The sequence below is a fragment of the Allosediminivita pacifica genome, from assembly GCF_003054175.1.
Taxonomy (GTDB): domain Bacteria; phylum Pseudomonadota; class Alphaproteobacteria; order Rhodobacterales; family Rhodobacteraceae; genus Allosediminivita; species Allosediminivita pacifica.
Genome location: NZ_QBKN01000009.1, coordinates 117,840 through 139,919 on the forward strand (window position 1 = coordinate 117,840; position 22,080 = coordinate 139,919).

Annotated in this window: 27 protein-coding genes; 9 read left to right on the forward strand and 18 right to left on the reverse strand. The window is 68.0% G+C overall.

Features of this window, described 5'->3' with window-relative positions; translation table 11 throughout:
* Nucleotides 1-3 precede the first annotated feature (3 nt).
* On the forward strand, nt 4-543 hold the full coding sequence (locus C8N44_RS09140; RefSeq protein ID WP_107975883.1) for a hypothetical protein: 540 nt from the start codon (nt 4-6) through the stop codon (nt 541-543).
* Between the two features lie 18 nt (nt 544-561).
* On the opposite strand, the gene C8N44_RS09145 is transcribed toward C8N44_RS09140, so the two are convergent.
* From C8N44_RS09145 to C8N44_RS09180, 8 genes are all read right to left on the reverse strand, one after another.
* Entirely contained in the window at nt 562-1,677 is a 1,116-nt protein-coding gene (locus C8N44_RS09145; protein WP_107975884.1) for an SPFH domain-containing protein, read from the reverse strand.
* A gap of 126 nt (nt 1,678-1,803) precedes the next feature.
* Nucleotides 1,804-2,253 (reverse strand): globin domain-containing protein, encoded by a 450-nt coding sequence (locus tag C8N44_RS09150; protein ID WP_107975885.1) that lies wholly within the window; start codon nt 2,251-2,253, stop codon nt 1,804-1,806.
* A gap of 52 nt (nt 2,254-2,305) precedes the next feature.
* Nucleotides 2,306-3,298: a DUF2927 domain-containing protein gene (locus tag C8N44_RS09155; RefSeq protein ID WP_107975886.1), complete on the reverse strand. Its 993-nt coding sequence runs from the start codon at nt 3,296-3,298 to the stop codon at nt 2,306-2,308.
* A 1-nt stretch (nt 3,299) separates the two neighbouring features.
* Nucleotides 3,300-4,496 carry a toxic anion resistance protein gene (locus C8N44_RS09160; protein ID WP_107975887.1) on the reverse strand — a complete coding sequence of 399 codons (1,197 nt, stop codon included), beginning with the start codon at nt 4,494-4,496 and terminating at the stop codon, nt 3,300-3,302.
* A gap of 30 nt (nt 4,497-4,526) precedes the next feature.
* Nucleotides 4,527-5,411 carry a 5-bromo-4-chloroindolyl phosphate hydrolysis family protein gene (locus tag C8N44_RS09165; protein ID WP_107975888.1) on the reverse strand — a complete coding sequence of 295 codons (885 nt, stop codon included), beginning with the start codon at nt 5,409-5,411 and terminating at the stop codon, nt 4,527-4,529.
* Nucleotides 5,412-5,607: 196 nt separating this feature from the next.
* The gene (locus tag C8N44_RS09170; protein ID WP_107975889.1) at nt 5,608-6,465 is read right to left on the reverse strand and encodes a hypothetical protein; all 858 of its coding nucleotides are present in this window, start codon (nt 6,463-6,465) and stop codon (nt 5,608-5,610) included.
* Nucleotides 6,466-6,478: 13 nt separating this feature from the next.
* Nucleotides 6,479-6,673 carry a hypothetical protein gene (locus tag C8N44_RS09175; protein ID WP_158274027.1) on the reverse strand — a complete coding sequence of 65 codons (195 nt, stop codon included), beginning with the start codon at nt 6,671-6,673 and terminating at the stop codon, nt 6,479-6,481.
* A 92-nt stretch (nt 6,674-6,765) separates the two neighbouring features.
* Nucleotides 6,766-7,572, reverse strand: a complete 807-nt coding sequence (locus C8N44_RS09180; RefSeq protein ID WP_107975922.1) for a pseudouridine synthase — start codon at nt 7,570-7,572, stop codon at nt 6,766-6,768.
* Nucleotides 7,573-7,651: 79 nt separating this feature from the next.
* Here C8N44_RS09180 and C8N44_RS09185 point away from each other — a divergent pair, with 79 nt between their 5' ends.
* Nucleotides 7,652-8,101 (forward strand): nucleoside deaminase, encoded by a 450-nt coding sequence (locus C8N44_RS09185; protein ID WP_107975923.1) that lies wholly within the window; start codon nt 7,652-7,654, stop codon nt 8,099-8,101.
* The gene (locus C8N44_RS09190) at nt 8,098-8,643 is read left to right on the forward strand and encodes a pseudouridine synthase (RefSeq protein WP_107975891.1); all 546 of its coding nucleotides are present in this window, start codon (nt 8,098-8,100) and stop codon (nt 8,641-8,643) included. Before C8N44_RS09185 ends, C8N44_RS09190 begins: the two co-directional genes overlap by 4 nt.
* A gap of 74 nt (nt 8,644-8,717) precedes the next feature.
* Here C8N44_RS09190 and C8N44_RS09195 read toward each other — a convergent pair whose 3' ends face one another.
* From C8N44_RS09195 to hemF, 3 genes are all read right to left on the reverse strand, one after another.
* Nucleotides 8,718-9,188 carry a YqfO family protein gene (locus C8N44_RS09195; protein WP_107975892.1) on the reverse strand — a complete coding sequence of 157 codons (471 nt, stop codon included), beginning with the start codon at nt 9,186-9,188 and terminating at the stop codon, nt 8,718-8,720.
* Nucleotides 9,189-9,285: 97 nt separating this feature from the next.
* Nucleotides 9,286-10,164 (reverse strand): dioxygenase family protein, encoded by an 879-nt coding sequence (locus C8N44_RS09200; protein ID WP_107975893.1) that lies wholly within the window; start codon nt 10,162-10,164, stop codon nt 9,286-9,288.
* Nucleotides 10,165-10,260: 96 nt separating this feature from the next.
* Nucleotides 10,261-11,148, reverse strand: a complete 888-nt coding sequence (hemF, locus tag C8N44_RS09205; RefSeq protein ID WP_107975894.1) for an oxygen-dependent coproporphyrinogen oxidase — start codon at nt 11,146-11,148, stop codon at nt 10,261-10,263.
* A 91-nt stretch (nt 11,149-11,239) separates the two neighbouring features.
* On the opposite strand from hemF, the gene C8N44_RS09210 reads away from it, so the two are divergent.
* Nucleotides 11,240-11,518: a hypothetical protein gene (locus tag C8N44_RS09210; protein ID WP_107975895.1), complete on the forward strand. Its 279-nt coding sequence runs from the start codon at nt 11,240-11,242 to the stop codon at nt 11,516-11,518.
* A 92-nt stretch (nt 11,519-11,610) separates the two neighbouring features.
* Here C8N44_RS09210 and C8N44_RS09215 read toward each other — a convergent pair whose 3' ends face one another.
* Genes C8N44_RS09215 through clpS form a run of 3 tightly spaced genes read right to left on the reverse strand, consistent with a single transcriptional unit; the run spans nt 11,611 to nt 13,771 of the window.
* Nucleotides 11,611-12,411, reverse strand: coding sequence for an SDR family NAD(P)-dependent oxidoreductase (locus tag C8N44_RS09215; RefSeq protein WP_107975896.1), 801 nt, complete (start codon nt 12,409-12,411; stop codon nt 11,611-11,613).
* 24 nt (nt 12,412-12,435) lie between these two features.
* On the reverse strand, nt 12,436-13,422 hold the full coding sequence (locus tag C8N44_RS09220; protein ID WP_107975897.1) for a class I SAM-dependent methyltransferase: 987 nt from the start codon (nt 13,420-13,422) through the stop codon (nt 12,436-12,438).
* Nucleotides 13,423-13,444: 22 nt separating this feature from the next.
* On the reverse strand, nt 13,445-13,771 hold the full coding sequence (gene clpS, locus C8N44_RS09225) for an ATP-dependent Clp protease adapter ClpS (protein ID WP_188758685.1): 327 nt from the start codon (nt 13,769-13,771) through the stop codon (nt 13,445-13,447).
* Nucleotides 13,772-13,897: 126 nt separating this feature from the next.
* Between clpS and C8N44_RS09230 the strand changes: the two genes are divergently transcribed.
* From C8N44_RS09230 to C8N44_RS09240, 3 genes are all read left to right on the forward strand, one after another.
* On the forward strand, nt 13,898-14,596 hold the full coding sequence (locus C8N44_RS09230; RefSeq protein WP_107975899.1) for an HAD family hydrolase: 699 nt from the start codon (nt 13,898-13,900) through the stop codon (nt 14,594-14,596).
* A 256-nt stretch (nt 14,597-14,852) separates the two neighbouring features.
* Nucleotides 14,853-16,283, forward strand: a complete 1,431-nt coding sequence (locus tag C8N44_RS09235) for a D-alanyl-D-alanine carboxypeptidase family protein (RefSeq protein WP_107975924.1) — start codon at nt 14,853-14,855, stop codon at nt 16,281-16,283.
* A gap of 141 nt (nt 16,284-16,424) precedes the next feature.
* Nucleotides 16,425-17,711 (forward strand): O-acetylhomoserine aminocarboxypropyltransferase/cysteine synthase family protein, encoded by a 1,287-nt coding sequence (locus C8N44_RS09240; protein ID WP_107975900.1) that lies wholly within the window; start codon nt 16,425-16,427, stop codon nt 17,709-17,711.
* A 69-nt stretch (nt 17,712-17,780) separates the two neighbouring features.
* Here C8N44_RS09240 and rplT read toward each other — a convergent pair whose 3' ends face one another.
* The 4 genes from rplT to C8N44_RS09260 all read right to left on the reverse strand — a co-directional run bounded on the left by rplT (nt 17,781) and on the right by C8N44_RS09260 (nt 20,204).
* The gene (rplT, locus tag C8N44_RS09245) at nt 17,781-18,146 is read right to left on the reverse strand and encodes a 50S ribosomal protein L20 (protein WP_107975901.1); all 366 of its coding nucleotides are present in this window, start codon (nt 18,144-18,146) and stop codon (nt 17,781-17,783) included.
* 15 nt (nt 18,147-18,161) lie between these two features.
* Nucleotides 18,162-18,362, reverse strand: a complete 201-nt coding sequence (rpmI, locus tag C8N44_RS09250) for a 50S ribosomal protein L35 (RefSeq protein ID WP_107975902.1) — start codon at nt 18,360-18,362, stop codon at nt 18,162-18,164.
* 108 nt (nt 18,363-18,470) lie between these two features.
* Complete coding sequence (locus tag C8N44_RS09255) at nt 18,471-18,944, reverse strand: DUF2383 domain-containing protein (RefSeq protein ID WP_158274028.1); 474 nt, start codon at nt 18,942-18,944, stop codon at nt 18,471-18,473.
* A 60-nt stretch (nt 18,945-19,004) separates the two neighbouring features.
* On the reverse strand, nt 19,005-20,204 hold the full coding sequence (locus C8N44_RS09260) for a hydantoinase/carbamoylase family amidase (RefSeq protein WP_107975904.1): 1,200 nt from the start codon (nt 20,202-20,204) through the stop codon (nt 19,005-19,007).
* Nucleotides 20,205-20,323: 119 nt separating this feature from the next.
* On the opposite strand from C8N44_RS09260, the gene pheS reads away from it, so the two are divergent.
* Nucleotides 20,324-21,397 carry a phenylalanine--tRNA ligase subunit alpha gene (gene pheS / locus C8N44_RS09265; RefSeq protein ID WP_107975905.1) on the forward strand — a complete coding sequence of 358 codons (1,074 nt, stop codon included), beginning with the start codon at nt 20,324-20,326 and terminating at the stop codon, nt 21,395-21,397.
* 343 nt (nt 21,398-21,740) lie between these two features.
* Nucleotides 21,741-22,025 carry a YrhK family protein gene (locus C8N44_RS09270; protein ID WP_107975906.1) on the forward strand — a complete coding sequence of 95 codons (285 nt, stop codon included), beginning with the start codon at nt 21,741-21,743 and terminating at the stop codon, nt 22,023-22,025.
* Nucleotides 22,026-22,080: the final 55 nt, after the last annotated feature.

A 22,080-nucleotide genomic window follows, 5' to 3' on the forward strand; every position in this document is an offset into this window, starting at 1 on the left:
GCCATGCGCGCGGTTTTGTTCCTGCTCATGTTTGCCGGTGCGGCTTCGGCCGAGCCGGTGACGTGGCGTTTTTCCTGGGAAGGGCAGGGCGGATATGCCCTGCGCGGGGCCCTGCGGTATGACGCTGCGGAAGTCGGGCGGATCGTGCGCGAGACCGATCTGAGCTGCTTCGTGATCGAGGGCACGCGGGAGGGGGCGCCGGTGGGCCGCTGGGCGCTGACGGAGCTGACCAACGAGACCACGTGGCGGCTGCACTTCGATGCGGGGGCCGGGGCCTTCCTTGTCGAGGGGGATGGGGCGTGGATGCCGCAGGCCTGGAACATGGACGGCACGGGCGACGATTGCGGGCCGGGGGGCTTCGGCTTCAACATCGGCAACGCGGCGCAGGATCTATGCCTGGACAACCGGCTGGTGGTGGCAAGCCAGGTGGACCCCTTCCGGCCCTTCCCGGCCGTGCGGGACGACAAGGCCGAGCTGCCCGGTGATGCCTGCTACGCGCCGCCGCTGCTGGGCGGGCTGTCGATGGACAGGTCGCAGGGCTAAGAGCGCCCGCGCGCCCGGTCAGGCCCCCGGCGGCAGGGGCGGGGGCATGACGGTGAAGAGCTGGGCCAGTTCGGTGACGTCCTCGGCGCGCATCCAGCCGTCCTGGCCTTGGGTCCAGACGTAGGTCTCGCGCGTCATCTCGCCGCCCGAGACCATCTTGCCGAGGTCGGCGCGGCTGTAGGGACCCGAGGTCTGGCCGTTCTTCGCCAGGTGCCAGACGTGTTCGACCGGCGGTGGCGGGGGAGGCGCGGCCTGCGGTTGCTGTGGCGCTGGGGCGGCGCCCCAGGGGCCTTCGCGGCCCATGGTGTTGGCCATCTGCATGCCCAGGCCCGCGCCGAAGCCCATGCCCATGCTCTGGTCCATGGCGCCGCCCTGGCCCATGGCCTCGGCCGCCTTCCACTTCATGTGCTCGTCGAGGTTGCCCGCGATCCCGCGCGAGGTGCGGGCGTCGAGCGCCTTTTCCACGGCGGGCGGCAGCGAGATGTTCTCGATGTAGAGCTCGGGGAGGGTGAGGCCGTACTGCTTGATCGTCGGGTCGATGGCCTTGGCGAGAAGCGCGCCCACCTCGTCGGTGTTCGCGGCCATGTCGAGCACGGGGATGCCGCTGGCGGCGATGGCGCGCGAGAAGGCCTGCACGATGATGTTGCGGATCTGGAAGCTGATCTCGTCGCGGGTGAAGGCGCCGTCGGTGCCGACGATCTCGGTCAGGAAGAGCGCGGGGTCGGCGACCTTGACGGCGTAGGTGCCGAAGGCGCGGATACGGGTGGGGCCGAATTCAGGATCGCGCAGCATGATGGGGTTCTTGGTGCCCCACTTGAGGTCGGTGAAGCGGCGCGTGGCGACGAAGTAGATCTCGGATTTGAAGGGCGAGCGGAAGCCGTGGTCCCAGTGCTGGAGACTGGTCATGATCGGCATGTTGTTGGTCTCGAGCATGTAGAGACCGGGGGTGAAGGTGTCGGCGAGTTGGCCCTCGTGGACGAAGACTGCGGCCTGGCCTTCGCGCACGGTGAGCTTGGCGCCATACTTGATCTCGTGGCCTTCGCGCTCGAAGCGGTGGACCATGGTGTCGCGGGTGTCGTCCGTCCATTCGATGACGTCGATGAACTGGCCGCTGAGAAAGTCGAGAATGCCCATGCTGCCCTCCTGAGGCTCGGGGCGAAACTGCCCTATTCGGCGGAGCTGAACAAGCGGACGTGGCGCCGGACGGCGGCGCCCGGCCGGGAAGCGGTTTTCAGACAGGGTGCCGCAGGTTGCCGGCACTTACGTCCCCGGCGTCTCGGTTGCCTCCGGGACGGGTGTCTGGACATCGCGGGCGCCGGTGATCATCAGATCGCTGAGGTAGTTGTAGAGCTCGTACCATGCGGCGCGGTCAGCGTCGGACCAGTCCTCGACGTTCTCGGCAACCGTGTCGATCAGCACGTCGCCCACGACGGGGTACATGTCGTCGGTCACACCGTGCCGGGCGTGCTGACGGCCCAGGGCTTCGACAAAGGTGACGAGCCCGGCAAGCTTGTCGAGCGACTGGACCACGACCATCAGGGTGTCCATCAGCTTGTCCGCTTGCGAGCCGATGTCGTCCTTGAAGAGGGCGCGCGTTTCGGGCGCGCGCTCGAACAGCCTGTCGTAGAAACCGTAGGCAAGGTCCTGCGGATAGCAGGTGAGTCGGGCGATGGTGCCGCGAATCCGGGTCTTGGTCTCTTCGGGAAGCATGGGGCCTCGTCCTTTTGAACGAGGCTATAGCCGGAGGATGATTAACCCCGGCTTACCCTTCGACCGTCTCGCCCATCAGTTCGCGGGCCTTCCGGGTGTAGATCGGCCGCGCTTCCTCGGCGCTCATGCCCGGCCGCAGGGCGGGGTCGTAGAGCATCTGGAGCAGCAATTCGTCCAGCGAGGTCAGCAGCGCGAACTCGTCGTCGTCGTTGAAGATCGAGGGGCGTGCCTGCGGGCTGTCATCGGCGAGGCCAAGACCCTGGGCGACTTCCTCGTGGATGCAGGAGAGGCGCAGCAGGTCGGGGTGCTCGGAGCGGATCACGGCGATGGCCTGCCCGTATTCGTAGCCGCCCCTCTGATCGGCGAAGGCGATCACGAGGCAGTGGATCGAGCGGGGGAGGTTGTCGAAGAGCCGCAGCGAGGCGGGATCGGCATCGGGGACGATCTCTCGGATACGGGGGGCGATGGTGTCGGCATCGTCCTCGCTCATCACCAGAACGTGGAAGTTGGCCCCGCGCGGCGCCATCGAGACCGGGTGCCCGGTGACGCGGCCAAGGCGCGCGGCATAGTCGCTGACGGCGGCAAGGTCGGTGCTGCGCTTGGTATCGGGTACATTGGCGCCGAATTCGACGGTCATGCGCACCGGCTTGACCCATTTCTTGACCGGGCCGAGGCCTGCATCTGCCGAGGCCGGGCGCAGGCCCCGGCCGCGCTCGTATTCTTCCTCGAGGGCGATGCTTTCAAAGTTCCGGATCAGCATGTCCGAGGTGTAGGGCGTGTCGGGCCCGCCGCCGTCCGTGCGCAGGAGGCCCCGGGCGATCTGGTCGCGCTGGAGCCGGGCGTAGTAGCGTTCCAGATCGCGGCTGCGCTGTGAGGGCACCACTGGGACCTCGGGCTCTGGCGCGGGGATGCCGAGCGCCACCGGCCGCGGTGCGGGCTTCACCGAGGTGCTGCGCGGCGCCTGCGGGCTGCCGGTGCAGCCCGCGATCAGCGCCAGTGCGGCGAGGCCTGCGAGGGCCGGGAAACGGGCGGGGGCGCGGCGCATGTCAGCCGGGAACGGAGGTGCCGGAGGTATCGCCGGTACCGTCGCCGCGGGCCTTGGCCGAGGCAAGGGTGTTGCGCAGCTCGGTCTCCATCTGGTTGAGGTCCTGTTCGGCCTGCGCACGGCGGGCCTTGCCCTCGTCCGCGATCTGGAGGCTTTCCTCGATCGTGCCGATCAGGTCGGCGTTGGCCTGCTTGACCGCTTCGATGTCGAAGACGCCCCGCTCCATCTCCTCGCGGATCTGGCGGTTGCTGTCGCGCAGGTTGGCGGCGTTGGAGGTCAGCAGTTCGTTGGTGAGGTCGTTGGCCTCGCGCACGGCGCCGGCGGCCTCTTTCGAGCGCTGGATGGTGACGGCCTGCGCCAGCTGGGTTTCCCACAGCGGCACGGTGTTCACGAGGGTCGAGTTGATCTTGGTGACGAGGCTCTTGTCGTTTTCCTGCACCAGCCGGATCGAGGGCAGGGACTGCATGGTGACCTGGCGGGTGAGCTTGAGGTCGTGCACCCGGCGTTCGAGGTCATCGCGCGACACGCGCAGGTCGCGCAGTTCCTGCGCCTTCATCACCTGGTCGTTTTCCGAGGCGGCCTGCACCTCGGCCTCTCTCGCGGGGATGTCGGTCTCGTCGAGCGCGCGCAGCTTTTCCACACCCGCCGCAATGTAGAGCGCCAGCTCATCGTAGAACTGCAGCGTCTTGTCATAGAGCATGTCGAGCGACTTGATGTCCTTGAGCAGCCTGTGCTCGTGCTTGAGCAGCTCGTCGGTGATGCGGTCGATCTGGCCCTGCACCTCTTCGTAGCGGGCGGTGAACTTGGCGAAGGGCGTGGCGCGGCCCATGAGCTTTTCCCACCAGCTGCGGTCGCGGCGGATGTCGAGTTCGGAGACCGAGAAGCCGCGAATGGTGGTGACGATGCCGCGCAGGCTGTCGCCGGCGGGGCCCACGTCCTTGTTGCGCACGTCCGAAAGCATGGCCTGGCTGATCTCCTGCAGCTCGGCCTGGGCGGCAGAGCCGAAGGAGATGATGGAGTTGCTGTCGCTGATGTCGAGCTCGTCCATGCGGGCGCGGATCTCGGCGCTTATCTCGGGCGAGGCATCGGAGAGCGGCGTGACACGGTCGGCCTCTTCCGGGGTGGGGAGGACGACGGCGTTCATCTCCTCGACCAGCGGGCCGGCGCCTTGTGCCTGTTGTCTGATGCTGTCGGACATTGGGAAAACCTCGGTGAAATGGCAGAAGCCTCAGCGCCGGTCGAGATGCACGCCCTCGCGCCGCAGCCGGTCGCGAAGGACGTCGATCTCGACGGTGAGGTCGGATGTGTCGTCGATCAGGAGTGTCTCGGTCTTCTTGCCGAAGCTCACCTCCAGGTCGTCAAGGAGGGTGAGGAAATCCGCGCGCGCCTGCGTGGAGCCGCTGCGGGCCTGCACATCCGCGAATTTCTCGGCCGCATCGCGGGCACCCATGAGGTAGACGCCCAGATAGCGCCGTGCGGCGGCGAGGTCGCGTGGGTCGGATTCCACGGTCCGGATCAGGGCGCGGGCGGTGGCAATGAAGGCATCGACCCGATCCTGCACGGTGCGGTCGCCGCTGCGGGTGGCGGCGGCCTTCATGGCGGCAAGATAGGCTTCGGCCTCGTCCACGACGCGGAGGACGCGGGCCTGCTGCATGTCGTCGGCCCCCTCCATGCGCTTGTCGCGCAGCGGGTCGATGCCGAAGGCGCCGATGTGCAGCGCGCCTGCGGCGATGCCGTAGATGACGGGCGCTGCGACGGCGGGGTCCTTGGACCATGCGGCTAGCGCGGTGCCGATGCCGGCAAGTCCCGCCGCGAAGATCTTGCGCGGGATGGCGGGGCGCTTGGCAACCTTGCGGGCGTCATAGGCGGCTTCGGCCCGGAGGCCGTCACGCAACAGCCACGCGCCCGTAACCAGCGCACCCGCGCCGAGCAGGCCCGCGGCAAAACCGATGGCACCCGCGCCGAGCGAGGTTAGCGCCAGAATGATCGGTGGAACGAACAGGATATTGGACCGCGCACCAACGGGATCGACCCGAAGTTCACCGCGCGGGCCCGGGCGGGCGTCGGGTCCCTCCCGGCCGGGGCTGCAGGTCCCGCCAAAGCGCTGGGCCATGTGCTCAGAGCCCTCCGATCGCACCGGTGGTGATACCGAACATGAAAATGATCAGCAGCACGTAGGACAGCTTTTGGAGGGTCTTGCCAGACATGGTTTCCCGGGCGTTGGATCTATGCCCGGAACTTAGGTGCAAACGTGCCTTTCTGCCAGTGGCGACCGGCGAAAGCCTGCCGAGAGGGCCTTTCCGGGACTGTTATCCGGAAGATTCCCGGCGCATGCGCGCGAAGAGCATGTCGGCGCGCTGGTCGAGCGGACCGCGGCGTCCGACCCGGGCCGGATCGTGCGTGGCGCCCGCGACCTTTCGGGTCAGCACGTCGACCTTCGCCGCATAGCGCTGGCGCGCGAAATCGGCCCGCGGGCCGGACTGGTCGGCGATCAGCCGTTCCGTTTCCTCGGTCAGGAGCAGCAGGATCTTGCGGGCGCGGGCGGCCATGTGTTCGAAGGCATCGGATTTGTCGGCAACGGCATCGAGGCGTCCCAGCAGAAGGTCGCGAAGCGTTTCGAGCTGCTGGCAAAGCCGGGCATCCTCGAGCTGCTTCACGTCGGCGATGATCCCGTCGAAGGCGATGTCGAAGATCTCGCGGTCGTCGGGCTGCTCGGATCCGGGCGCCTGCTCGGGTCCGGCCTCGCTGGCGGGGGGCGCGAGCGGACGCGTGCCCTTGTCCCGGAACGGATCGATGCCGAAGGCGAGGACCGAAAGCGCGGTTGCGGTCATCCCCAGCAAAACCGGCGGCACGGGGCTCTCGAAATGTCCGCCGGACAGCAGGGTCACGAGGCCGCCGAGGCAGAGTGATCCGAGCAGCTTGAAGGGAATACGCGGTGCGCGGGCGTCCGGGGTCCGCGCGTAGCGGAGCGCGTAGACATGTCCGCGTGCGAGGAAGCGCAGCGCGATCAGCAGGATGCAGATGGCGACAAGCGCCGAGGCGATGCCGTCGGCAGAGTCGTCCATGAACCACAGGATCAACGGCAGCGCGGCAAAGCCGAGGCCGGTCAGCGGAGGATCGGACTGCAAATCCCCGATTGTTGCCTCTTGGAAGGCGGCTTCCGTCATCCCGGAGGGGTCCTCAGGCAATGCTGACGCTGAAGATGAGCAGCCAGAGCGCCACGAAAGCAAGCCGTTGCACCACGATCCCGTCGCGACGGGCGCGCTGTGCACTGTCCGACAGCGTGTGGTATGTATCGGCGGCCACCGCACCGGCACCGCTGAACATCAGCAGGCAGGAAACGGAGAGTACAAATAGGGCGATAACCGTGATCATGCGTGCCATTATTCTGCCGAAAGCGGGCAAGAACGCGGCACGCATAGGATAAAACCGCGAAAAGTTAATCAACCCTTAATGGAATAAGGCGCCTATTTGCTGTCCGGCCTGATCTGTCGGCGCCGTCTTGTTGCCTTCTTTCGCGGTTTCGCCTCGCCCTCGGGTGATTCGAGGCCAAGCTGATCGCGCAGGATGCGGGGACGGACCTCCTGCACCTCGCCCGGTTTCAGCTGACCGAGCTGGAAGGGGCCGTAGGAAACCCGGATCAGCCGGTTCACGGTGAGCCCGAGGTCGGCCATGGCGCGCCGAATCTCGCGGTTCTTGCCTTCGCGCAGGCCGATGGTGAGCCAGGCATTGGCGCCTTGCTGTCGGTCGAGCGTGGCCTGCATGGGCTGGTAGCGGATGCCCTCGACCTCGATCCCCTCGCGCAGGGGGGCGAGCAATGCATCGGTGGGACGGCCCTTCACGCGGACGCGGTACTTGCGCACCCAGCCCGTCGAGGGCAGTTCAAGCCGCCGTTTGAGTCCGCCGTCGTTCGTGAGCAGGAGCAGGCCCTCGGAATTGAGGTCGAGCCGTCCGACGCTCATGACGCGGGGCAGGTCGTCGGGCAACTCGTCATAGACGGTGGGGCGCCCCTGTTCGTCCTTGTTGGTCGTCACCAGCCCGGTCGGCTTGTGGTAGAGCCAGAGTCGCGCCGGATCGGGCGCGTCAAGCGGCGTGCCGTCGACGCTGACCTTGTCGGCGTCGGTCACGTTGAGCGCGGGGCTGTCGATGACCTTGCCGTTCACGCTGACCCGTCCCTCGGCGATGAGACGTTCGGCCTCGCGCCGGCTGGCGCGGCCTGCACGGGCGATGACCTTGGCGACGCGGTCGCCCTTGGGAGGGGTCTGGGATGTCATGGCGGGCATCTAGCGCAGAACGGCGGACTTGGAAATGCTTTCGCTTGGGTGCCGTGCCGCGCTGGGCTATGCGGGCGGCATGGAATTTCGCAGTCACATGGAGATGGCGCTGGAGGAGGCGCGGGCCGCGGCCGCGCGGGGCGAGGTGCCGGTGGGTGCGGTGCTTGTGGGCCCCGACGGGGCGGTGATCGCGCAGGCGGGCAACCGGACGCGCGAGCTCAGCGATCCCACCGCCCATGCCGAGGTGCTGGTGCTGCGCGCGGGCTGCGCCGCGGCCGGGTCGGAACGGCTGCCGGGTTGCGATCTCTACGTGACGCTGGAGCCCTGCGCGATGTGCGCGGCGGCGATCTCCTTCGCGCGCATCCGGCGGCTTTATTACGGCGCGTCGGACCCTAAGTCCGGCGGCGTGGCGCAGGGGGCACGGGTCTATGCCCAGCCGCAGTGCCACCACGTGCCCGAGGTCTACGACGGCATCGGAGCGGGCGGGGCCGAGGCGTTGCTGCGCGATTTCTTCGCAGGGCGCCGATGAGCCGGGTGATCCTGTTCAACAAGCCCTTCGGCGTGCTGTCTCAGTTCACCGACAAGGGGACCGAGGGCACGAAGCGGGCGACTCTGTCGAATTACATCGACGTGCCGGGGGTCTATCCCGCAGGGCGGCTCGACAAGGACAGCGAGGGGCTGCTGGTGCTCACCGACGACGGCAAGCTGCAGGCGCGCATCGCCTCGCCCAGGTTCAAGAAGCCCAAGACCTACCTCGTGATGGTCGAGGGCGAGCCGGGCGAGGACCAGCTGGAGCGCCTCCGGAAGGGCGTCACGCTGAAGGACGGGCCGACGCGGCCCGCCGGGGTGGAGCGGATCGCCGATCCCGATCTCTGGCCGCGCGACCCGCCGGTGCGGTTCCGCAAGACGGTGCCGGACGCCTGGCTTCGCGTGACGCTGACCGAGGGGCGCAACCGGCAGGTGCGACGCATGGTGGCCCACGTGGGGCTGCCCTGCCTGCGGCTGGTGCGCTGGCAGGTGGGGGACTGGTCGCTCGATGGGATCGCGCCAGGGCACTGGCGCGAGGCCTGAAAGAGGTTGTCCCGGGCCGGGACACCTTCCTGCATAGCAATTTCAATGGCTTAAAGAGACGGCTTAACCGGAACTTAGGATTTGTCCCCCGCCGGCCCCGCGGTCCTGAGGTCGCCGGGCACCCAGTCCGCCTCGGGGCGATTCCAGAACTTGTTGGGATTGTCCTCGACGCTGCCGGGCACGTGCCGCGTGCGCAGCGCTTCGGTCACCACGACCACCGGTTCCTCGTAGGGGTGCACCTGGTGGATGGCCTGCAGCACCTGCGTCAGCACCGCGGGATCGCGCGGTACGAGAAACGCCAGCTCCGCGCAGGGCACCTCGACCACGCCGCCGCTGGGCGCGTTGCGCCCGGTGCCGAGCGAGCGGTAGCGCTGGATGCCGGGCTGCGTGGTGAACGTCACGCTGTCGTAGTCGCCGTATTTCAGGGAATCGGCGGCGAGGATGGCCGCGCGCAGCCGTGCCTCGTCCGCCTCGGGCACCTGCACCGCGACGCGGTAGGCGGGTTCGCCGTGGAAGAGGGCGGTTTCGGGGCTGGGAAGGGACATGGCGGCTCCGTCTGCAAGGGTCGGACGCGGCCTATACGATCCCCCGCCGGACCGCCACGGGAGTGTGGGGGACGATCCGGTCCGGCAGGGGCCCGCCTCAGCCCTTTTCGGGCGGACGGGGTGGCGTGCCGCCGCCGAAATCACCCGGCGGGGGCGGCATGGAAAGGTCGCGGTCGGCGTCGAAATCGACGGGGATGATCACGGCGCCCGCGTAGCCGGTCCCGGGCGTGCCCGTCATGCTCAGCGTCTGCTGGGCCAGTTCGGCCGCGGAGTTGTCACCGAAGACGTTGTCGCGGGCGAGGCTGATCCGGCCGAGATTCCGGGTGCCGTTGGAATAACGGGCGTCGGCGGCGTAGACCCTGGCGCAGACATCCGCGGGCAGGGCGATCTGGGCGGTCAGGACGGGGTCGGCCCCGCTGACGGCGGCCCCGGCGCTTTCGAAGACCTCGAAGTGGATGTGCGGCCAGCGCCCGTCGTAGCAGCCGGGCACGATGGTGGTGAAGGTCACGTGGCCCTCGTCGTCGGCGATGCCCACGCCGCGCAGCCAGTTGGCCTGCGGTGCGTCGTAGAGCGAATAATGCCCCGTGGCATCGCAATGCCAGACGTAGATCGCGTGACCGGCCAGCGGCGTGCAGCCGTCGGCGTCGATCAGCTGCAGGTCGAGCTGCAGCGGAACGCCCTCGGTGTCTTCGGTCATCTCGCCGAAGGAGCCGCGCAGGTCGCGGCGGATCACGCCCTCCTGCCGCAGGGCGTCGATCACCTGGCCGTCGCGGGTGTTGCTGCCGTCGGCGGGGTAGGGGCCCGCTGTCTCCCAGGGGAGACCCACGCATTGCAGCGCCGCCGCGGGCGCGCCGCTGGCGGCGGCAAGGCCGAGCCCGCCGAAGAGCGCGAGCAGCCGCCTGCGCCCGACCATGCGGGGCAGGTCGTGTGCGAGGCCGAGATCGTGATCGTCGTGATCACCGTGGTCTTCCGTCATGTTCTTGGTCCTTGCGCCGTTTCGGGGGCGGTTTCAGGACTGACACGAGCCACGTGCCGCGTTCCGTCGCGCGCGGAGATCACGGGTTCGCGAGGATCAGATCCACTTGGCCAGCGGCGGCAGGCTCATGAGCACGGCGTCGGGATCGTGCCCGGTGGCGAGCCCGAACTTGGTGCCCCGGTCGTAGACCAGGTTGTACTCGGCGTAGATGCCGCGGTGCACCAGCTGCGTGTCGCGGTCGTCCTCGGTGAAGGGCTGCGCCCGGCGCTTTTCCACCAGCGGCACGAAGGCGGGCAGGAAGGCGCGGCCGATGTCCTGGGTGAGCGCGAAGTCGACCTCCCAGTCGCCGCTGTTGAGATCGTCCATGAAGATCCCGCCCACGCCGCGCGCCCGCTTGCGGTGGGGGATGTAGAAATACTCGTCCGCCCAGGCCTTGAGGCGGGGGTAATGCGCCTCGCCGTGCGGGTCGAGATGCGCCTTCTGGGTGGCGTGGAAATGCGCGGTGTCCTCGGCATACTCGATGCAGGGGTTCAGGTCCGACCCGCCGCCGAACCACCAGGTGTGCGGCGTCCAGAACATGCGGGTGTTCATGTGCACCGCTGGAGCATGCGGGTTCTGCATGTGCGCCACCAGGCTGATGCCGCTGGCCCAGAAGCGGGGGTCGTCCTCCATGCCCGGCACGCCGCGTGCGGCCATGGATTTCTGCGCCGCCTCTCCAAGCGTGCCGTAGACCTCCGAGACGTTGACACCGACCTTCTCGAAGACGCGGCCGCCGCGCATCACGCTCATCAGCCCGCCGCCCGCGTCCGATCCGTCCTCGGCGGTGCGCGTGGTGGGCTTCACCTCGAAACGCCCCGGCGCGGCCTCGGCCAGCGGTCCCTCGGCGTGGCTGTCCTCGAGCGCCTCGAAGGCCGTGACGATTTCATCGCGCAGGTGGCGGAACCAGGCCGAAGCGCGGGCTTTCTGGTCGGCGAAGTCTTGCATGGCGGACCCTTCTGCGTGTTTTGTGGAGCTGGGTAGCAGTCCGGACCGCGCTGTTCCAGCACGGGACACCACGCAACCGAGGAGTCTCTTGATGCGCAAGGAGGCATGGCTCTTGCCGGCATTGGCGCTGATCCTGGCGCTGGGGGGCTGCTCGCGCGTGATGAGCGGCGGGCTCGACCGCTGCCAGTCCCGCGCCAGCGCGCCGCTGAACGAGATCGACTTTGCAATGGCCGTGGTGGAACGCCGCGTCGCACGGGACAGCGGGCTCGGCGACGACCCCGAGAGACTCGACCAGATGGAAGCCCGGCGCGAGATCATCGTGCAGCGCACCTCCGAACGGCTTGCCGCCTGCCGGGCCCGCTACGGCTGAAGCACCGGCCCCCTGCTTCTTTTCGCTGAAAATACCTCGGGGTCCGGAGCAGAGCCCCGGTCCGACGCTGCCAAAGGGCGTGGCGCCGCGCGTCAGTGCGCGGGGGCCGCCACCGGGTCGAGCAGCGTGCGGCCGCCGTCGACGGTCAGGATCTGGCCTGTCATGAACCCCGCGCCCTCGGAGGCGAGGAACTGCACGGTCTCGGCGACCTCCGCGGGCGCCGCGATGCGGCCCATGGGCGTGTGGTCTTCGATGTCGGTGCGGTAGCTGCGGTGTTCCTTGAGCGTCTCCTTGAGGCTTGAGGACATGACAGATCCGAATGCCACGGCGTTCACGCGGATCCTGTGCGGTGCCATGGCGACGGCGAGCGAGCGGGTCATCTGGTCGAGCGCCGCGCAGGAGACCGAGTAGCCCAGCAGCGAGGGGTGCGTGCGGCGCGCGGCGATGGACGAGAGGTTCACGATGGAGCCGGCCTGCCCGCCTTCGCTGCCCTCGGCCTGCTTGATCATGCGCTTGGCGACGATCTGGCTGAGCCGCAGGGCGGTGGTCAGGTTCTGGTCCAGAAGCTGCGGCACGGATTCGTCGTCGAGGTCGAGCGGATCGGAAGGCAGCATCTGCCGCGAGCCGTTCACGAGGATGTCGACGCGGTCGAAGGCGTCGAGCGTGGCCGAGAGCAGGTTGGCCATGGAGAGCCGTTCGCGCAGGTCGCCGGCGAAGTAGCGCATGTTGCCCTCGTCGGGCAGCTTGCCGCATTCCTTGACCAGGCGCTTCTCGTCCATGTCGGCGAACATGACGTTGGCGCCCTTGTCGGCAAAGCGCCGGGCGATGGCGAGGCCCACGCCGTTGGCGGCGCCGGTCACGATGGCGGTCTTGCCTTCGATGCTGAATGTCATCGGGGGATCCTTGTGAAGGAGCGTCTAGCGCCGGGCGCGGCGGGGGCGCGCGGCGGTGATGAGCTTGAAACGCGTGTTGCCGCCGATCTCGTCGACGTCCGCGAAGGTGTCCTGCAACGTGGATTCGTAGGGCAGATGGCGGTTTGCCACCAGAAAAAGCGTGCCCTGCGGGGTCAGCATCCGCGCCGCTGCCCGGATGAAGGCCTGTCCGAGGCCGGGATCGGCCTTGCGGGCGATGTGGAAGGGCGGGTTCATGACCACGGTGTTCACGCTGCCCTCGGGCGCCCAGGTTGTGGCGTCGGCCCAGTGGAACTGCGCGCGCGGGTCGGTGACGTTCTTGCGCGCGCAGTCGAGCGCGTCGAGGTCGGCCTCGACGAGGTGCAGGCTTTCCACACCCGCGCGGTCGAGCACGGCGGGGGCAAGGCCGCCCCAGCCGGCGCCAAGGTCCACGACCGTCGCGCCGAGCTTGCGGGGCAGGGCCTCGGCCAGCGCCTCGGACGCGGGGTCGGGGCCGTCGGCCGAGAAGATGCCGGGCGCGGTCCACATGCCGCTGTCGAGCTGGCGGGGCGCGTGGGCCCAGTCGGCCAGCGCATCCGGGTCGGGGCGGAACCAGGCCATCTTGCCGTGCGCCTTGGAGACCACGCCCTCGGTCGCGACGCGCGGGCGCAGCGCTTTGACCATGGCCTCGATGCCGTCGGTCTTCTGGCCGTCGATCACGACGAGATCGTCGGTGATGGCGCAGGCTTCGGCAAGGCGGGCCTCGGCGCGATCACGGGCGCGGGGCAGGAAGACGATGGTCGCGGCGTAGCGGCCCTCGGGCGCGGCGCGCGTGGTGAGGCCGCGGCGCGTCCATGCGTCGTGGTCGGGGGCGAAACGTTGAAGGATTTCGCAACGGGCGGGATCGAGACCGGCAAGGTCGAGATCACCGGGGGCGCCCGACAGCAGGATGCGGCCCTCGTGGGGCAGCGTCAGTCCCGATGTCAGCGCGTGCGTGAGGCGGTCGAAAGACATGCGGCGGGCCTTAGCGCAGCCGTCATTCCTTTTCCATGGTGCATTGCAGCGGGTGCTGGTGTCGCCGCGCGAAATCCATGACCTGGCCGACCTTGGTCTCGGCGATTTCGTGGCTGAAGACGCCGACCACGGCGACACCCTTCTTGTGCACGGTCAGCATGATCTCGAAGGCCTGGGCATGGTTCATGCCGAAGAAACGTTCGAGGACATGCACGACGAATTCCATCGGCGTGTAGTCGTCGTTGAGCAGCAATACCTTGTAGAGCGGCGGTCTTTTCGTCTTGGGACGGGTCTTGACCACAACGTCCGCGTCGCTGTCGCCATCACCGTCGCCTGGTGTCTGGGCCATGTAAGTCTGCGCCTTCTGGAGGTGGGTCATGTCTCGGATCGCCGGGATTTTGCGGTTCCTCGCTTGACGCCGTTATATAATCGGCAGACGCCCCGAGAAAAGACCAAGCCCGGAGAAGTGGCCTGAATGGCACGAAAACTTCTGACAATCGGTTTCGATGCGGACGACACGCTCTGGCACAACGAGCGATTCTTCGCGCTGACGCAGGAAAGAGTGGCAGCCCTGCTTGCCGATTATGCAGAGCGCGATCACCTCGACGCGCGGCTGCTCGAGGCCGAACGGCGCAATCTCGGCCACTACGGATTCGGCGTGAAGGGATTCGTGCTGTCGATGATCGAGACCGCGGTCGAGGTCACCGAGGGCCGCGTGCCGGGGCACGTGGTGGGACAGATCCTGGAGGCCGGGCAGGAGCTGCTGGCCCATCCGCTGGAGCTTTTGCCCCATGCGCGCGAGGCGGTGGAGGCCGTGGCCGACAGCCATCACCTCTTGCTCATCACCAAGGGCGACCTGCTGCACCAGGAGCGCAAGCTGGCGCAGTCGGGGCTGGGCGAGCTGTTCGACGGGGTCGAGATCGTTTCGGACAAGACCTCGGCGGTCTATGCCGACATCTTCGGGCGCAGCCCCGGCGGGCCGGAGGGTGCGATGATGATCGGCAATTCCATGAAATCGGACGTGGTGCCCGCGATCGAGAGCGGAAGCTGGGGCGTCTTCGTCCCGCACGAACACGAATGGGCCCTGGAACGGGCGGCGGTGCCCGAGACGCCGCGCTATCGCGAGATCCCGGATCTTGGCGCGCTGCCCGCGCTGGTTGAGTCGATCGGCTGAGCGCGACTTTTTTGCAACGATCGCCGGTCTGGGGGTGCACGTCGCCCGGGGCGCAACATATGCCTTTTCCGTTAACGATTTGCCGGGATTATCAAGACATTGCGAGCTTCCCTTTGAGTGGTCTCCGTGCTAGCCTTTCGGATAATCAAGAAGGCGACCGGCACAAGATCGGCGCACGAGGCAGTGAAAGGCGAACCCTATGGGACGGCAGTGGACGCTGGGCCTGAGAGCCCTTTCTATCATTACGTTTGTCTGGATGGTCGGAATGGCGCCGCTTGTGGCGCAGGCGGCCCCCTATGCGGCGTTGGTGATGGACGCCCGGAACGGCGAGGTGCTGCATTCGGAGAATGCGGATACCCGGCTGCATCCGGCATCGCTTACCAAGATGATGACGCTCTACATCGCCTTCGAGGCGGTCCAGAACGGCGAGCTTTCCATGGACACCATGGTGACGATTTCGCGGGCGGCGGCATCGGAGCCCCCGTCGAAGCTGGGGCTCAGGGCGGGGCAGCAGATCAAGCTGCGCTACCTCGTGCGGGCGGCGGCGGTGAAATCGGCCAACGACGCGGCCACCGCCATCGGGGAGGCGATCGAGGGGTCGGAATCGGCCTTCGCACGGCGGATGAACCGCACCGCCCAGGCCATGGGGATGACGAACACCACCTTCAAGAACGCGCACGGGCTGACCGAATCGGGGCACCTTTCCACGGCGCGGGACATGAGCGTGCTGGGCCGGCACATCATCTACGACTACCCGCAGTACTATAACCTCTTCTCGCGCGTGACCGCGGATGCCGGCGTGCGCCAGGTGGCGCATACCAACCGCCGCCTGCTGCGCAGTTACAGCGGCGCCGACGGCATCAAGACGGGCTACACCAATGCGGCGGGCTTCAACCTCGTCGCATCGGCGCGGCGCGGCAACGAGCGGGTGATCGCGACGGTCTTTGGCGGGCGGTCGACAGCGACGCGCAACGCGCGCGTCGAGGAACTGCTGGACCTGGGCTTCGGCAAGTCCCCGACGCGGGTTGCCGTGAACCCGCCCGAGAAACCGCCCTACATGGGCAAGATGGGTGCGGTGCTGGTGGCGCACAATTCCGAGCCCGCTCCGGGCCGAACGGCCAAGGCGATCCGCCAGGGCAGCGCCGCGGTGGAACGCAGCCTGAGGCCCATGGGCCGGCCGTTGCCGAACACACCGGAACCCGCCGCACCGCCCGCCATGGTCGCGGAAGTGGCCGCCGACATCGAGGCGGTGGTGGCCGAGGTCGCCTCGGCGGCCGGCGAGACGGCGCAGGGATCGGCCGAGCCAGAGCCCGAGGATGCCGCGCAGGTCCTTGCGGCCTCGGTCCGGCCGATGCGCCGCAGCGCGGCGGTGGAAATCGCTGCCGCCGAGCCGACACCGGCCCGCGAGGCCGAGGTGATCACAAGGGTTTCGACGTCGGGCGGGCGCCAGTGGGGCATCAACGTCGGCCGCTATCCCAGCCGCTTTGCCGCCGAGAAGGTCCTGCTCGAGACGCATCTGTCGGAGCTGTCGACGCTGGACGGGGCGCTGCGCAAGGTCGTGCGCGGATCGAGCGGGTTCGACGCGAACTTCCTCGGGCTGTCGCGCGAGACCGCGGACCTGGCCTGTCGCAAGCTGCAGGCGCGCAACGTGAGCTGCTTCATGATCGGGCCCGGCGGCGAAGGCTGAGCGCCACGACCAGTCTCAAAGCTGAAGGGGCGGGCCGACAAGGTCCGCCCCTTTGCGTGGCTGGGAGGGGCGCAGTGACGCCTTCCCCTCGGGAAGCCGCTCGCCTACCGTGCCGCCCAGATAGCAGGGAGGATACGATCCATGAGCGACTCACACCTGGGCTTTGACACGCTGGCCGTGCATGCGGGGGCCGATCCGGACCCGGCCACCGGCGCGCGGCAGGTGCCGATCTACCAGACGACGTCCTACGTCTTCCGCGATGCCGACCACGCGGCGCGGCTGTTCAACCTCGAGGAAGTGGGGTTCATCTACTCGCGGCTGACGAACCCCACGGTGGCGGCGCTGGCCAACCGGGTGGCGGCGCTGGAAGGCGCGGCGGGCGGCATCGCCTGTTCGTCGGGCCACGCGGCGCAGATCATGGCGCTGTTCCCCTTGATGGGGCCCGGCTGCAACGTGGTGTCGTCCTCGCGGCTCTATGGCGGGACGATCACGCAGTTCAGCCACACGATCCGGCGCTTCGGCTGGGAGGCGAAGTTCGTCGACACCGATGACCTCGACGCGGTGGAGGCGGCCATCGACGAGAACACCCGGGCGCTGTTCTGCGAGACCATCGCCAACCCGGGCGGCTACGTGACGGACCTAGACGCCATGGCAGCGATCGCGGACCGCGCGGGCATTCCGCTGATCGTGGACAACACCACGGCGACCCCCTGGCTCTGCCGGCCGATCGACCATGGCGCGACGCTGGTGGTGCATTCGGCGACCAAGTACCTCACCGGCAACGGCACGGTCACGGGCGGTGTTGTTGTGGATTCGGGCAAGTTCGACTGGTCGGCCTCGGACAAGTTCCCGTCGTTGTCGCAGCCCGAGCCGGCCTACCACGGACTGACCTTCGCGGGGTTGGGGCCGATGGCCTTTACCTTCCATTCCATCGCCATCGGGCTGCGCGATCTGGGCATGACGATGAACCCGCAGGGTGCGCATTACACGCTGATGGGGATCGAGACGCTGGGCCTTCGGATGGAGCGCCACGTGAAGAACGCGCGCGTGGTGGCGGAGTGGCTGGAAAAGGACGCGCGGATCGACAGCGTGACCTATGCCGGTCTGCCCTCGTCGCCCTACCGCGAGCGGGCCGAGCGGATCGTGCCAAAGGGCGCGGGCGCACTGTTTACCGTGGGCGTGAAGGGCGGCTACGACGCCTGCGTGAAGCTGGTCGAGAGCCTGAAGCTCTTCAGCCACGTGGCGAACCTCGGGGATACGCGCAGCCTGATCATCCACCCGGCCTCGACTACGCACCGGCAGCTTGAGGAGGACCAGCAGGTCAAGGCGGGTGCTGCGCCGAACCTCGTGCGGATCTCGATCGGGATCGAGGACGTGCAGGACATCATCGCAGATCTCGACCAGGGGCTGAGCGCCGCGACGGCCTGAGCGACCGTCTGAACGAAGAAAGCCGCCCCGAGGGGCGGCTTTCGAAATTCCGGGACACCGGCTGGTGTCTTACGCGGGCAGCGCGCCCTTCGCCTGGTCGACGATGGCGTTGAAGGCTGCCGGTTCGTGCACGGCGAGATCGGCCAGCACCTTGCGGTCCACTTCGATGCCGGCCAGCGTCAGGCCGTTGATGAAGCGGGAATAGGTGAGCGTCTCGTCATGCGCGCGCACGGCTGCGTTGATCCGCTGGATCCACAGCGCGCGGAAATTGCGCTTGCGGTTTCTGCGGTCGCGCGTGGTGTACTGGTTGGCCTTGTCGACCGCCTGGCGGGCGACCTTGAAGGTGTTCTTGCGACGGCCGTAGTAGCCTTTCGCTGCCTTCGTGACCTTCTTGTGGCGCGCGTGAGTGACGGTTCCGCCTTTGACTCGGGACATTGTCTAGCCTCCTTCTCAGCGGTCGTAGGGCATGAAGCCCTTGACGATCTTGGCGTCGGGCTTGCTGAGCGTGGTGGTGCCACGCGCCTTGCGGATGAACTTGTTGGTGCGCTTGATCATGCCGTGCTGCTTGCCGGCCTGAGCGGAGATGACTTTCCCGCTTGCGCTGACCTTGAAGCGCTTCTTGGCGCTCGACTTGGTCTTCATCTTGGGCATTTCGGTCTCCTTCTTCCGCGCGCGACTCGGCATACCCTCTGGGCCGGCCGCGCGGTTTGAAGGCGCCCCTATAGAGAGGAACGGAGCTGCTTGCAAGCCCTGCAAGGCCTAAACGGCAGGGGCTTCGGCCTCGGCCAGCAGGGTTTCGAGTTCGCCGCGCATCTGGGCGAGTTCCTCGCGGTCCCGTGCCTCGGGGACGTCGGTCATCGCCTCGTCGAGAGAGCGTATCACGCGGCCCTCGGATTCGGGAACGCTGTCGAAGGCATCTTCGCCAATCTCGTCGAAGAGGGCGCGCAGCGAGAGCATCGCCTGGTTGAGGGTGGCGATGAGGCCCGCCTCGCTGTGCGGCGTGCCGCCGTAGGCGGTGACCATCGCGCCGAGCCGCTGGGCGTGTTCGGCATGGGTGGCGCGAAACTTCTGCGCCAGCGGACGGCAATCCGGGCCGGCATGGTCGACCATCACGTCGTAGGCGGCCTGCGCGTCGATGGAGCGCGAGAGCGCGTCCTGCAGCGCGGCGAGGGCCGCAGGGCGGGTTTCGGGGGCGCCGAGGGCGCGTTCGGATGTGGTTTCCAGCTCTGCCATGGCGGCTTCCTTCCGCTTCGTGTGGCGAAAGAACCCCGGTGCCATGGCGGGCGTTCCCGCCTATCCGAGGTCGGCGACGGCGCGGGCAAGAACCCGCAGACAGGCGGTGAGGTCTTCCTCGTCAGTATCCTCGGAGAAAGTATGGCTGAGCCCGCCGATGGAGGGGGTGAAGAGCATGGCCGCGGGCATGAGGCGGGCCATGTTCGACGCGTCGTGTAGGGCGCCCGAGGGCATGTGACGCCAGCGGCCTGGCGCCTCGGCCTCGGCAGCGCGGGCCAGCGTTTCGCGCAGGCCCGGGTCCATGGCGACGGGATCGAGCCCGAGCATGGGGCCGAAGACCACGGACATGCCGCGGGCGGTTGCGATCTCCTGCACGGTTTCGCGGATGATGCTTTCCATGCGGTCGAGCCGGTCCTTGTCGCCGTCGCGCCACTGCATGGAGAAGGTCGCGCGTCCCGGCACCACGGAATGCGCGTCGGGATGCAGGGCGACGTGGCCGATGGTCCAGACGGTCTGGGGCGTCACCACGTTGCGCAGGCGGTCGTTGAGCTGCGTGTTGAAGTCCGAGAGCGCCTGGAAGGCGTCGCGGCGCAGGTGCATGGGCGTGGTGCCGGCGTGGTTCTGTTCGCCCTCGAGCACGATTTCCATGTCGCGGATGCCGACGATGGCCTCGACCACGCCTGCGACCTCGCCCTCGGTGTCGAGCACGGGGCCCTGTTCGATGTGCATCTCGATGAAAGCGGTGAAGCGACCGGGGTCGACGGGATCGCCGAGCCGGTCCTCCATGGCGCTGCGGGCCTCCTCCAGCGTCATGCCGTTGATGTCGGTGAGGTGGGCGGCCTGTTCGGCCTCCTGCAGGCCGCACCAGACGGAGGAGCCGGTGGTGACGCCGAAGCGGCCCTCCTCGTCCTGGAAGCTGACGACGGAGACCGCCGGGCCGCCGGCCTCTTTCGCGGCGCGGGCCACCTCGAGCGCTGCGATGACGCCGAGCGCCCCGTCGAGCCAGCCGCCCTCGGGTTGGGTGTCGCTGTGCGAGCCCATGAGGATGGAGGGGCCCTCGGCCAGGCCGAAGACCGAGCCCATGTGGTCGATATGGGGCGTCAGGCCCGCCTCTTCGAATTTCCGGTAAAGCCAGTCGCGGGCGGCGATGTCGTCGGGGGTGTAGGCGGGGCGGACGACGCCCTTGCCGACGCCCGAGGCGCCGATGGCGCGCAGCTCGTGCAGGTCGCTGAGAAAGCGGTCGGCGTCGATGGGCAGCATGGGTGGTCCTCCTTTTCCGGGGTATCCTGCGCGCGGCGGGGCAGGGCCGCAAGGGGGGCGTCTTGCACCACGTGCGGGGGCAGGGTAGTGGACTGCGCAACTGCCCAGCGGAGGACCGGATGGACGATCTGCGCGCCAAGTACATTGATCTTATCGCGAACGCGGCCGACGAGGCGGCGCTTGAAGAGGTGCGCGTCGGCGCGCTGGGCAAGAAGGGCGAAGTCAGCCTGAAGATGCGCGAGCTGGGCAAGATGACGCCCGAAGAGCGCAAGACCGCCGGTCCCGCGCTGAACGCGCTCAAGGACGAGATCAACGCCGCGCTGAGCGCCCGCAAGGCGGCGCTGGCCGACGCGGCGCTGGACGAGCGTCTGAAGGGCGAGTGGCTGGACGTGACGCTGCCCGCGCGGAACCGCCGCCTGGGCACCATCCACCCGATCAGCCAGGTCATGGACGAGCTGACGGCGATCTTCGCCGACATGGGCTTTGCCGTCGCCGAGGGGCCGCAGATCGACAGCGACTGGTACAACTTCGACGCGCTGAACATCCCCGGCCACCACCCGGCGCGCGCCGAGATGGACACCTTCTACATGAACCGTGCCGAGGGCGACGACCGCCCGCCGCACGTGCTGCGCACGCATACCTCGCCGGTGCAGATCCGGTCGATGGAGGCGCAGGGCGCGCCGATCCGCGTGATTGCGCCGGGGCGGGTCTACCGCGCCGACTATGACCAGACGCACACGCCCATGTTCCACCAGGTTGAAGGGCTGGCCATCGACCGCGATATCTCGATGGCGAACCTCAAGTGGGTGCTGGAAGAGTTCGTGAAGGCCTATTTCGAGGTCGACGACGTGAAGCTGCGCTTCCGCGCCTCGCACTTCCCCTTCACCGAGCCCTCGGCCGAGGTCGACATCCAGTGTTCCTGGGAAGGCGGCGTGCTGAAGGTCGGCGAGGGTGACGACTGGCTGGAGATCCTGGGCTCGGGCATGGTGCACCCGCATGTACTCCGCTCGGCGGGCGTGGACCCGGACGAATGGCAGGGCTTCGCCTTCGGCATGGGGATCGACCGGATCGCCATGCTGAAATACGGGATTCCCGACCTGCGGGCCTTCTTCGACAGCGACCTGCGCTGGCTGCGCCACTACGGCTTCTCGGCGCTGGACATGCCGACGCTGCACGGTGGCCTGAGCCGGTAACGGCGCTGGGTCGCCTGATCCGCGAGTGTCTTCGACTTTCCGGGAGGGGCAGCGGCTCCCTTGATCCGTCGCGGGGCGACCAGCCCCGTGACGCGCCCGAGCCTCGCATCGCGAGGGCGCCTTGGCGATGTCCCGCGTTATTTGACCGTCCTTCGGGGCTTCGGGGATAAACCGCCTGCCACAGGCGTTTCGAAGCGCCCATGCAGGCTCGGGCGCCTCACGGGACTGGCGCTGGGGCTCCGCATTCGACCGCTCTTGTCCATGCCGCGCGCGGGTGAACCCTGTGACGGGTTTTGCGTTTGCCAAGCGCAGATCGTGAAACCGTAGCCACAGGAGGCCGCCGATGGGGCAGCTATTCAGTCACCGCAACCGCACCCGGAACGAGGACACGCGGCGCGTCTACGCGATGTTCGAGGTGGTTTACACCATCGTCGATTTCTTCGCGGCGTTCTTCTTCACCGTGGGGTCGGTGCTGTTCCTCTGGAAGAGCCTCGAGACCTGGGCGATCTGGTGCTTCGTGATCGGGTCGGTGCTGTTCATGGTGAAGCCCTCGCTGCGGCTTGCGCGGGAGCTGAAGCTGGCCTCGATGGGGGACATGGAAGACCTCGCGGAGCGCTACCAGGACTGAGGTGGCCGCGGGGCGCGCACGGCCCTTTCCCCCCGCACGCCTTTGGGCTATCCCC

Coding starts and splice junctions, on each gene's coding strand:
- pheS (WP_107975905.1), top strand. CDS start 20,324: ATGGACGATCTGCGCGCCAAGTACATTGATCTTATCGCGAACGCGGCC.
- C8N44_RS09270 (WP_107975906.1), top strand. CDS start 21,741: ATGGGGCAGCTATTCAGTCACCGCAACCGCACCCGGAACGAGGACACG.
- C8N44_RS09195 (WP_107975892.1), bottom strand. CDS start 9,188: ATGTCCCTTCCCAGCCCCGAAACCGCCCTCTTCCACGGCGAACCCGCC.
- C8N44_RS09155 (WP_107975886.1), bottom strand. CDS start 3,298: ATGCGCCGCGCCCCCGCCCGTTTCCCGGCCCTCGCAGGCCTCGCCGCA.
- clpS (WP_188758685.1), bottom strand. CDS start 13,771: ATGGCCCAGACACCAGGCGACGGTGATGGCGACAGCGACGCGGACGTT.
- C8N44_RS09230 (WP_107975899.1), top strand. CDS start 13,898: ATGGCACGAAAACTTCTGACAATCGGTTTCGATGCGGACGACACGCTC.
- C8N44_RS09260 (WP_107975904.1), bottom strand. CDS start 20,204: ATGCTGCCCATCGACGCCGACCGCTTTCTCAGCGACCTGCACGAGCTG.
- C8N44_RS09180 (WP_107975922.1), bottom strand. CDS start 7,572: ATGACATCCCAGACCCCTCCCAAGGGCGACCGCGTCGCCAAGGTCATC.
- C8N44_RS09145 (WP_107975884.1), bottom strand. CDS start 1,677: ATGGGCATTCTCGACTTTCTCAGCGGCCAGTTCATCGACGTCATCGAA.
- rplT (WP_107975901.1), bottom strand. CDS start 18,146: ATGTCCCGAGTCAAAGGCGGAACCGTCACTCACGCGCGCCACAAGAAG.
- C8N44_RS09200 (WP_107975893.1), bottom strand. CDS start 10,164: ATGACGGAAGACCACGGTGATCACGACGATCACGATCTCGGCCTCGCA.
- C8N44_RS09235 (WP_107975924.1), top strand. CDS start 14,853: ATGGTCGGAATGGCGCCGCTTGTGGCGCAGGCGGCCCCCTATGCGGCG.
- C8N44_RS09185 (WP_107975923.1), top strand. CDS start 7,652: ATGGAATTTCGCAGTCACATGGAGATGGCGCTGGAGGAGGCGCGGGCC.
- C8N44_RS09220 (WP_107975897.1), bottom strand. CDS start 13,422: ATGTCTTTCGACCGCCTCACGCACGCGCTGACATCGGGACTGACGCTG.
- C8N44_RS09140 (WP_107975883.1), top strand. CDS start 4: ATGCGCGCGGTTTTGTTCCTGCTCATGTTTGCCGGTGCGGCTTCGGCC.
- C8N44_RS09150 (WP_107975885.1), bottom strand. CDS start 2,253: ATGCTTCCCGAAGAGACCAAGACCCGGATTCGCGGCACCATCGCCCGA.
- C8N44_RS09190 (WP_107975891.1), top strand. CDS start 8,098: ATGAGCCGGGTGATCCTGTTCAACAAGCCCTTCGGCGTGCTGTCTCAG.
- hemF (WP_107975894.1), bottom strand. CDS start 11,148: ATGCAAGACTTCGCCGACCAGAAAGCCCGCGCTTCGGCCTGGTTCCGC.
- C8N44_RS09175 (WP_158274027.1), bottom strand. CDS start 6,673: ATGATCACGGTTATCGCCCTATTTGTACTCTCCGTTTCCTGCCTGCTG.
- C8N44_RS09210 (WP_107975895.1), top strand. CDS start 11,240: ATGCGCAAGGAGGCATGGCTCTTGCCGGCATTGGCGCTGATCCTGGCG.
- C8N44_RS09160 (WP_107975887.1), bottom strand. CDS start 4,496: ATGTCCGACAGCATCAGACAACAGGCACAAGGCGCCGGCCCGCTGGTC.
- C8N44_RS09255 (WP_158274028.1), bottom strand. CDS start 18,944: ATGGCAGAGCTGGAAACCACATCCGAACGCGCCCTCGGCGCCCCCGAA.
- C8N44_RS09240 (WP_107975900.1), top strand. CDS start 16,425: ATGAGCGACTCACACCTGGGCTTTGACACGCTGGCCGTGCATGCGGGG.
- C8N44_RS09170 (WP_107975889.1), bottom strand. CDS start 6,465: ATGACGGAAGCCGCCTTCCAAGAGGCAACAATCGGGGATTTGCAGTCC.
- rpmI (WP_107975902.1), bottom strand. CDS start 18,362: ATGCCCAAGATGAAGACCAAGTCGAGCGCCAAGAAGCGCTTCAAGGTC.
- C8N44_RS09215 (WP_107975896.1), bottom strand. CDS start 12,411: ATGACATTCAGCATCGAAGGCAAGACCGCCATCGTGACCGGCGCCGCC.
- C8N44_RS09165 (WP_107975888.1), bottom strand. CDS start 5,411: ATGGCCCAGCGCTTTGGCGGGACCTGCAGCCCCGGCCGGGAGGGACCC.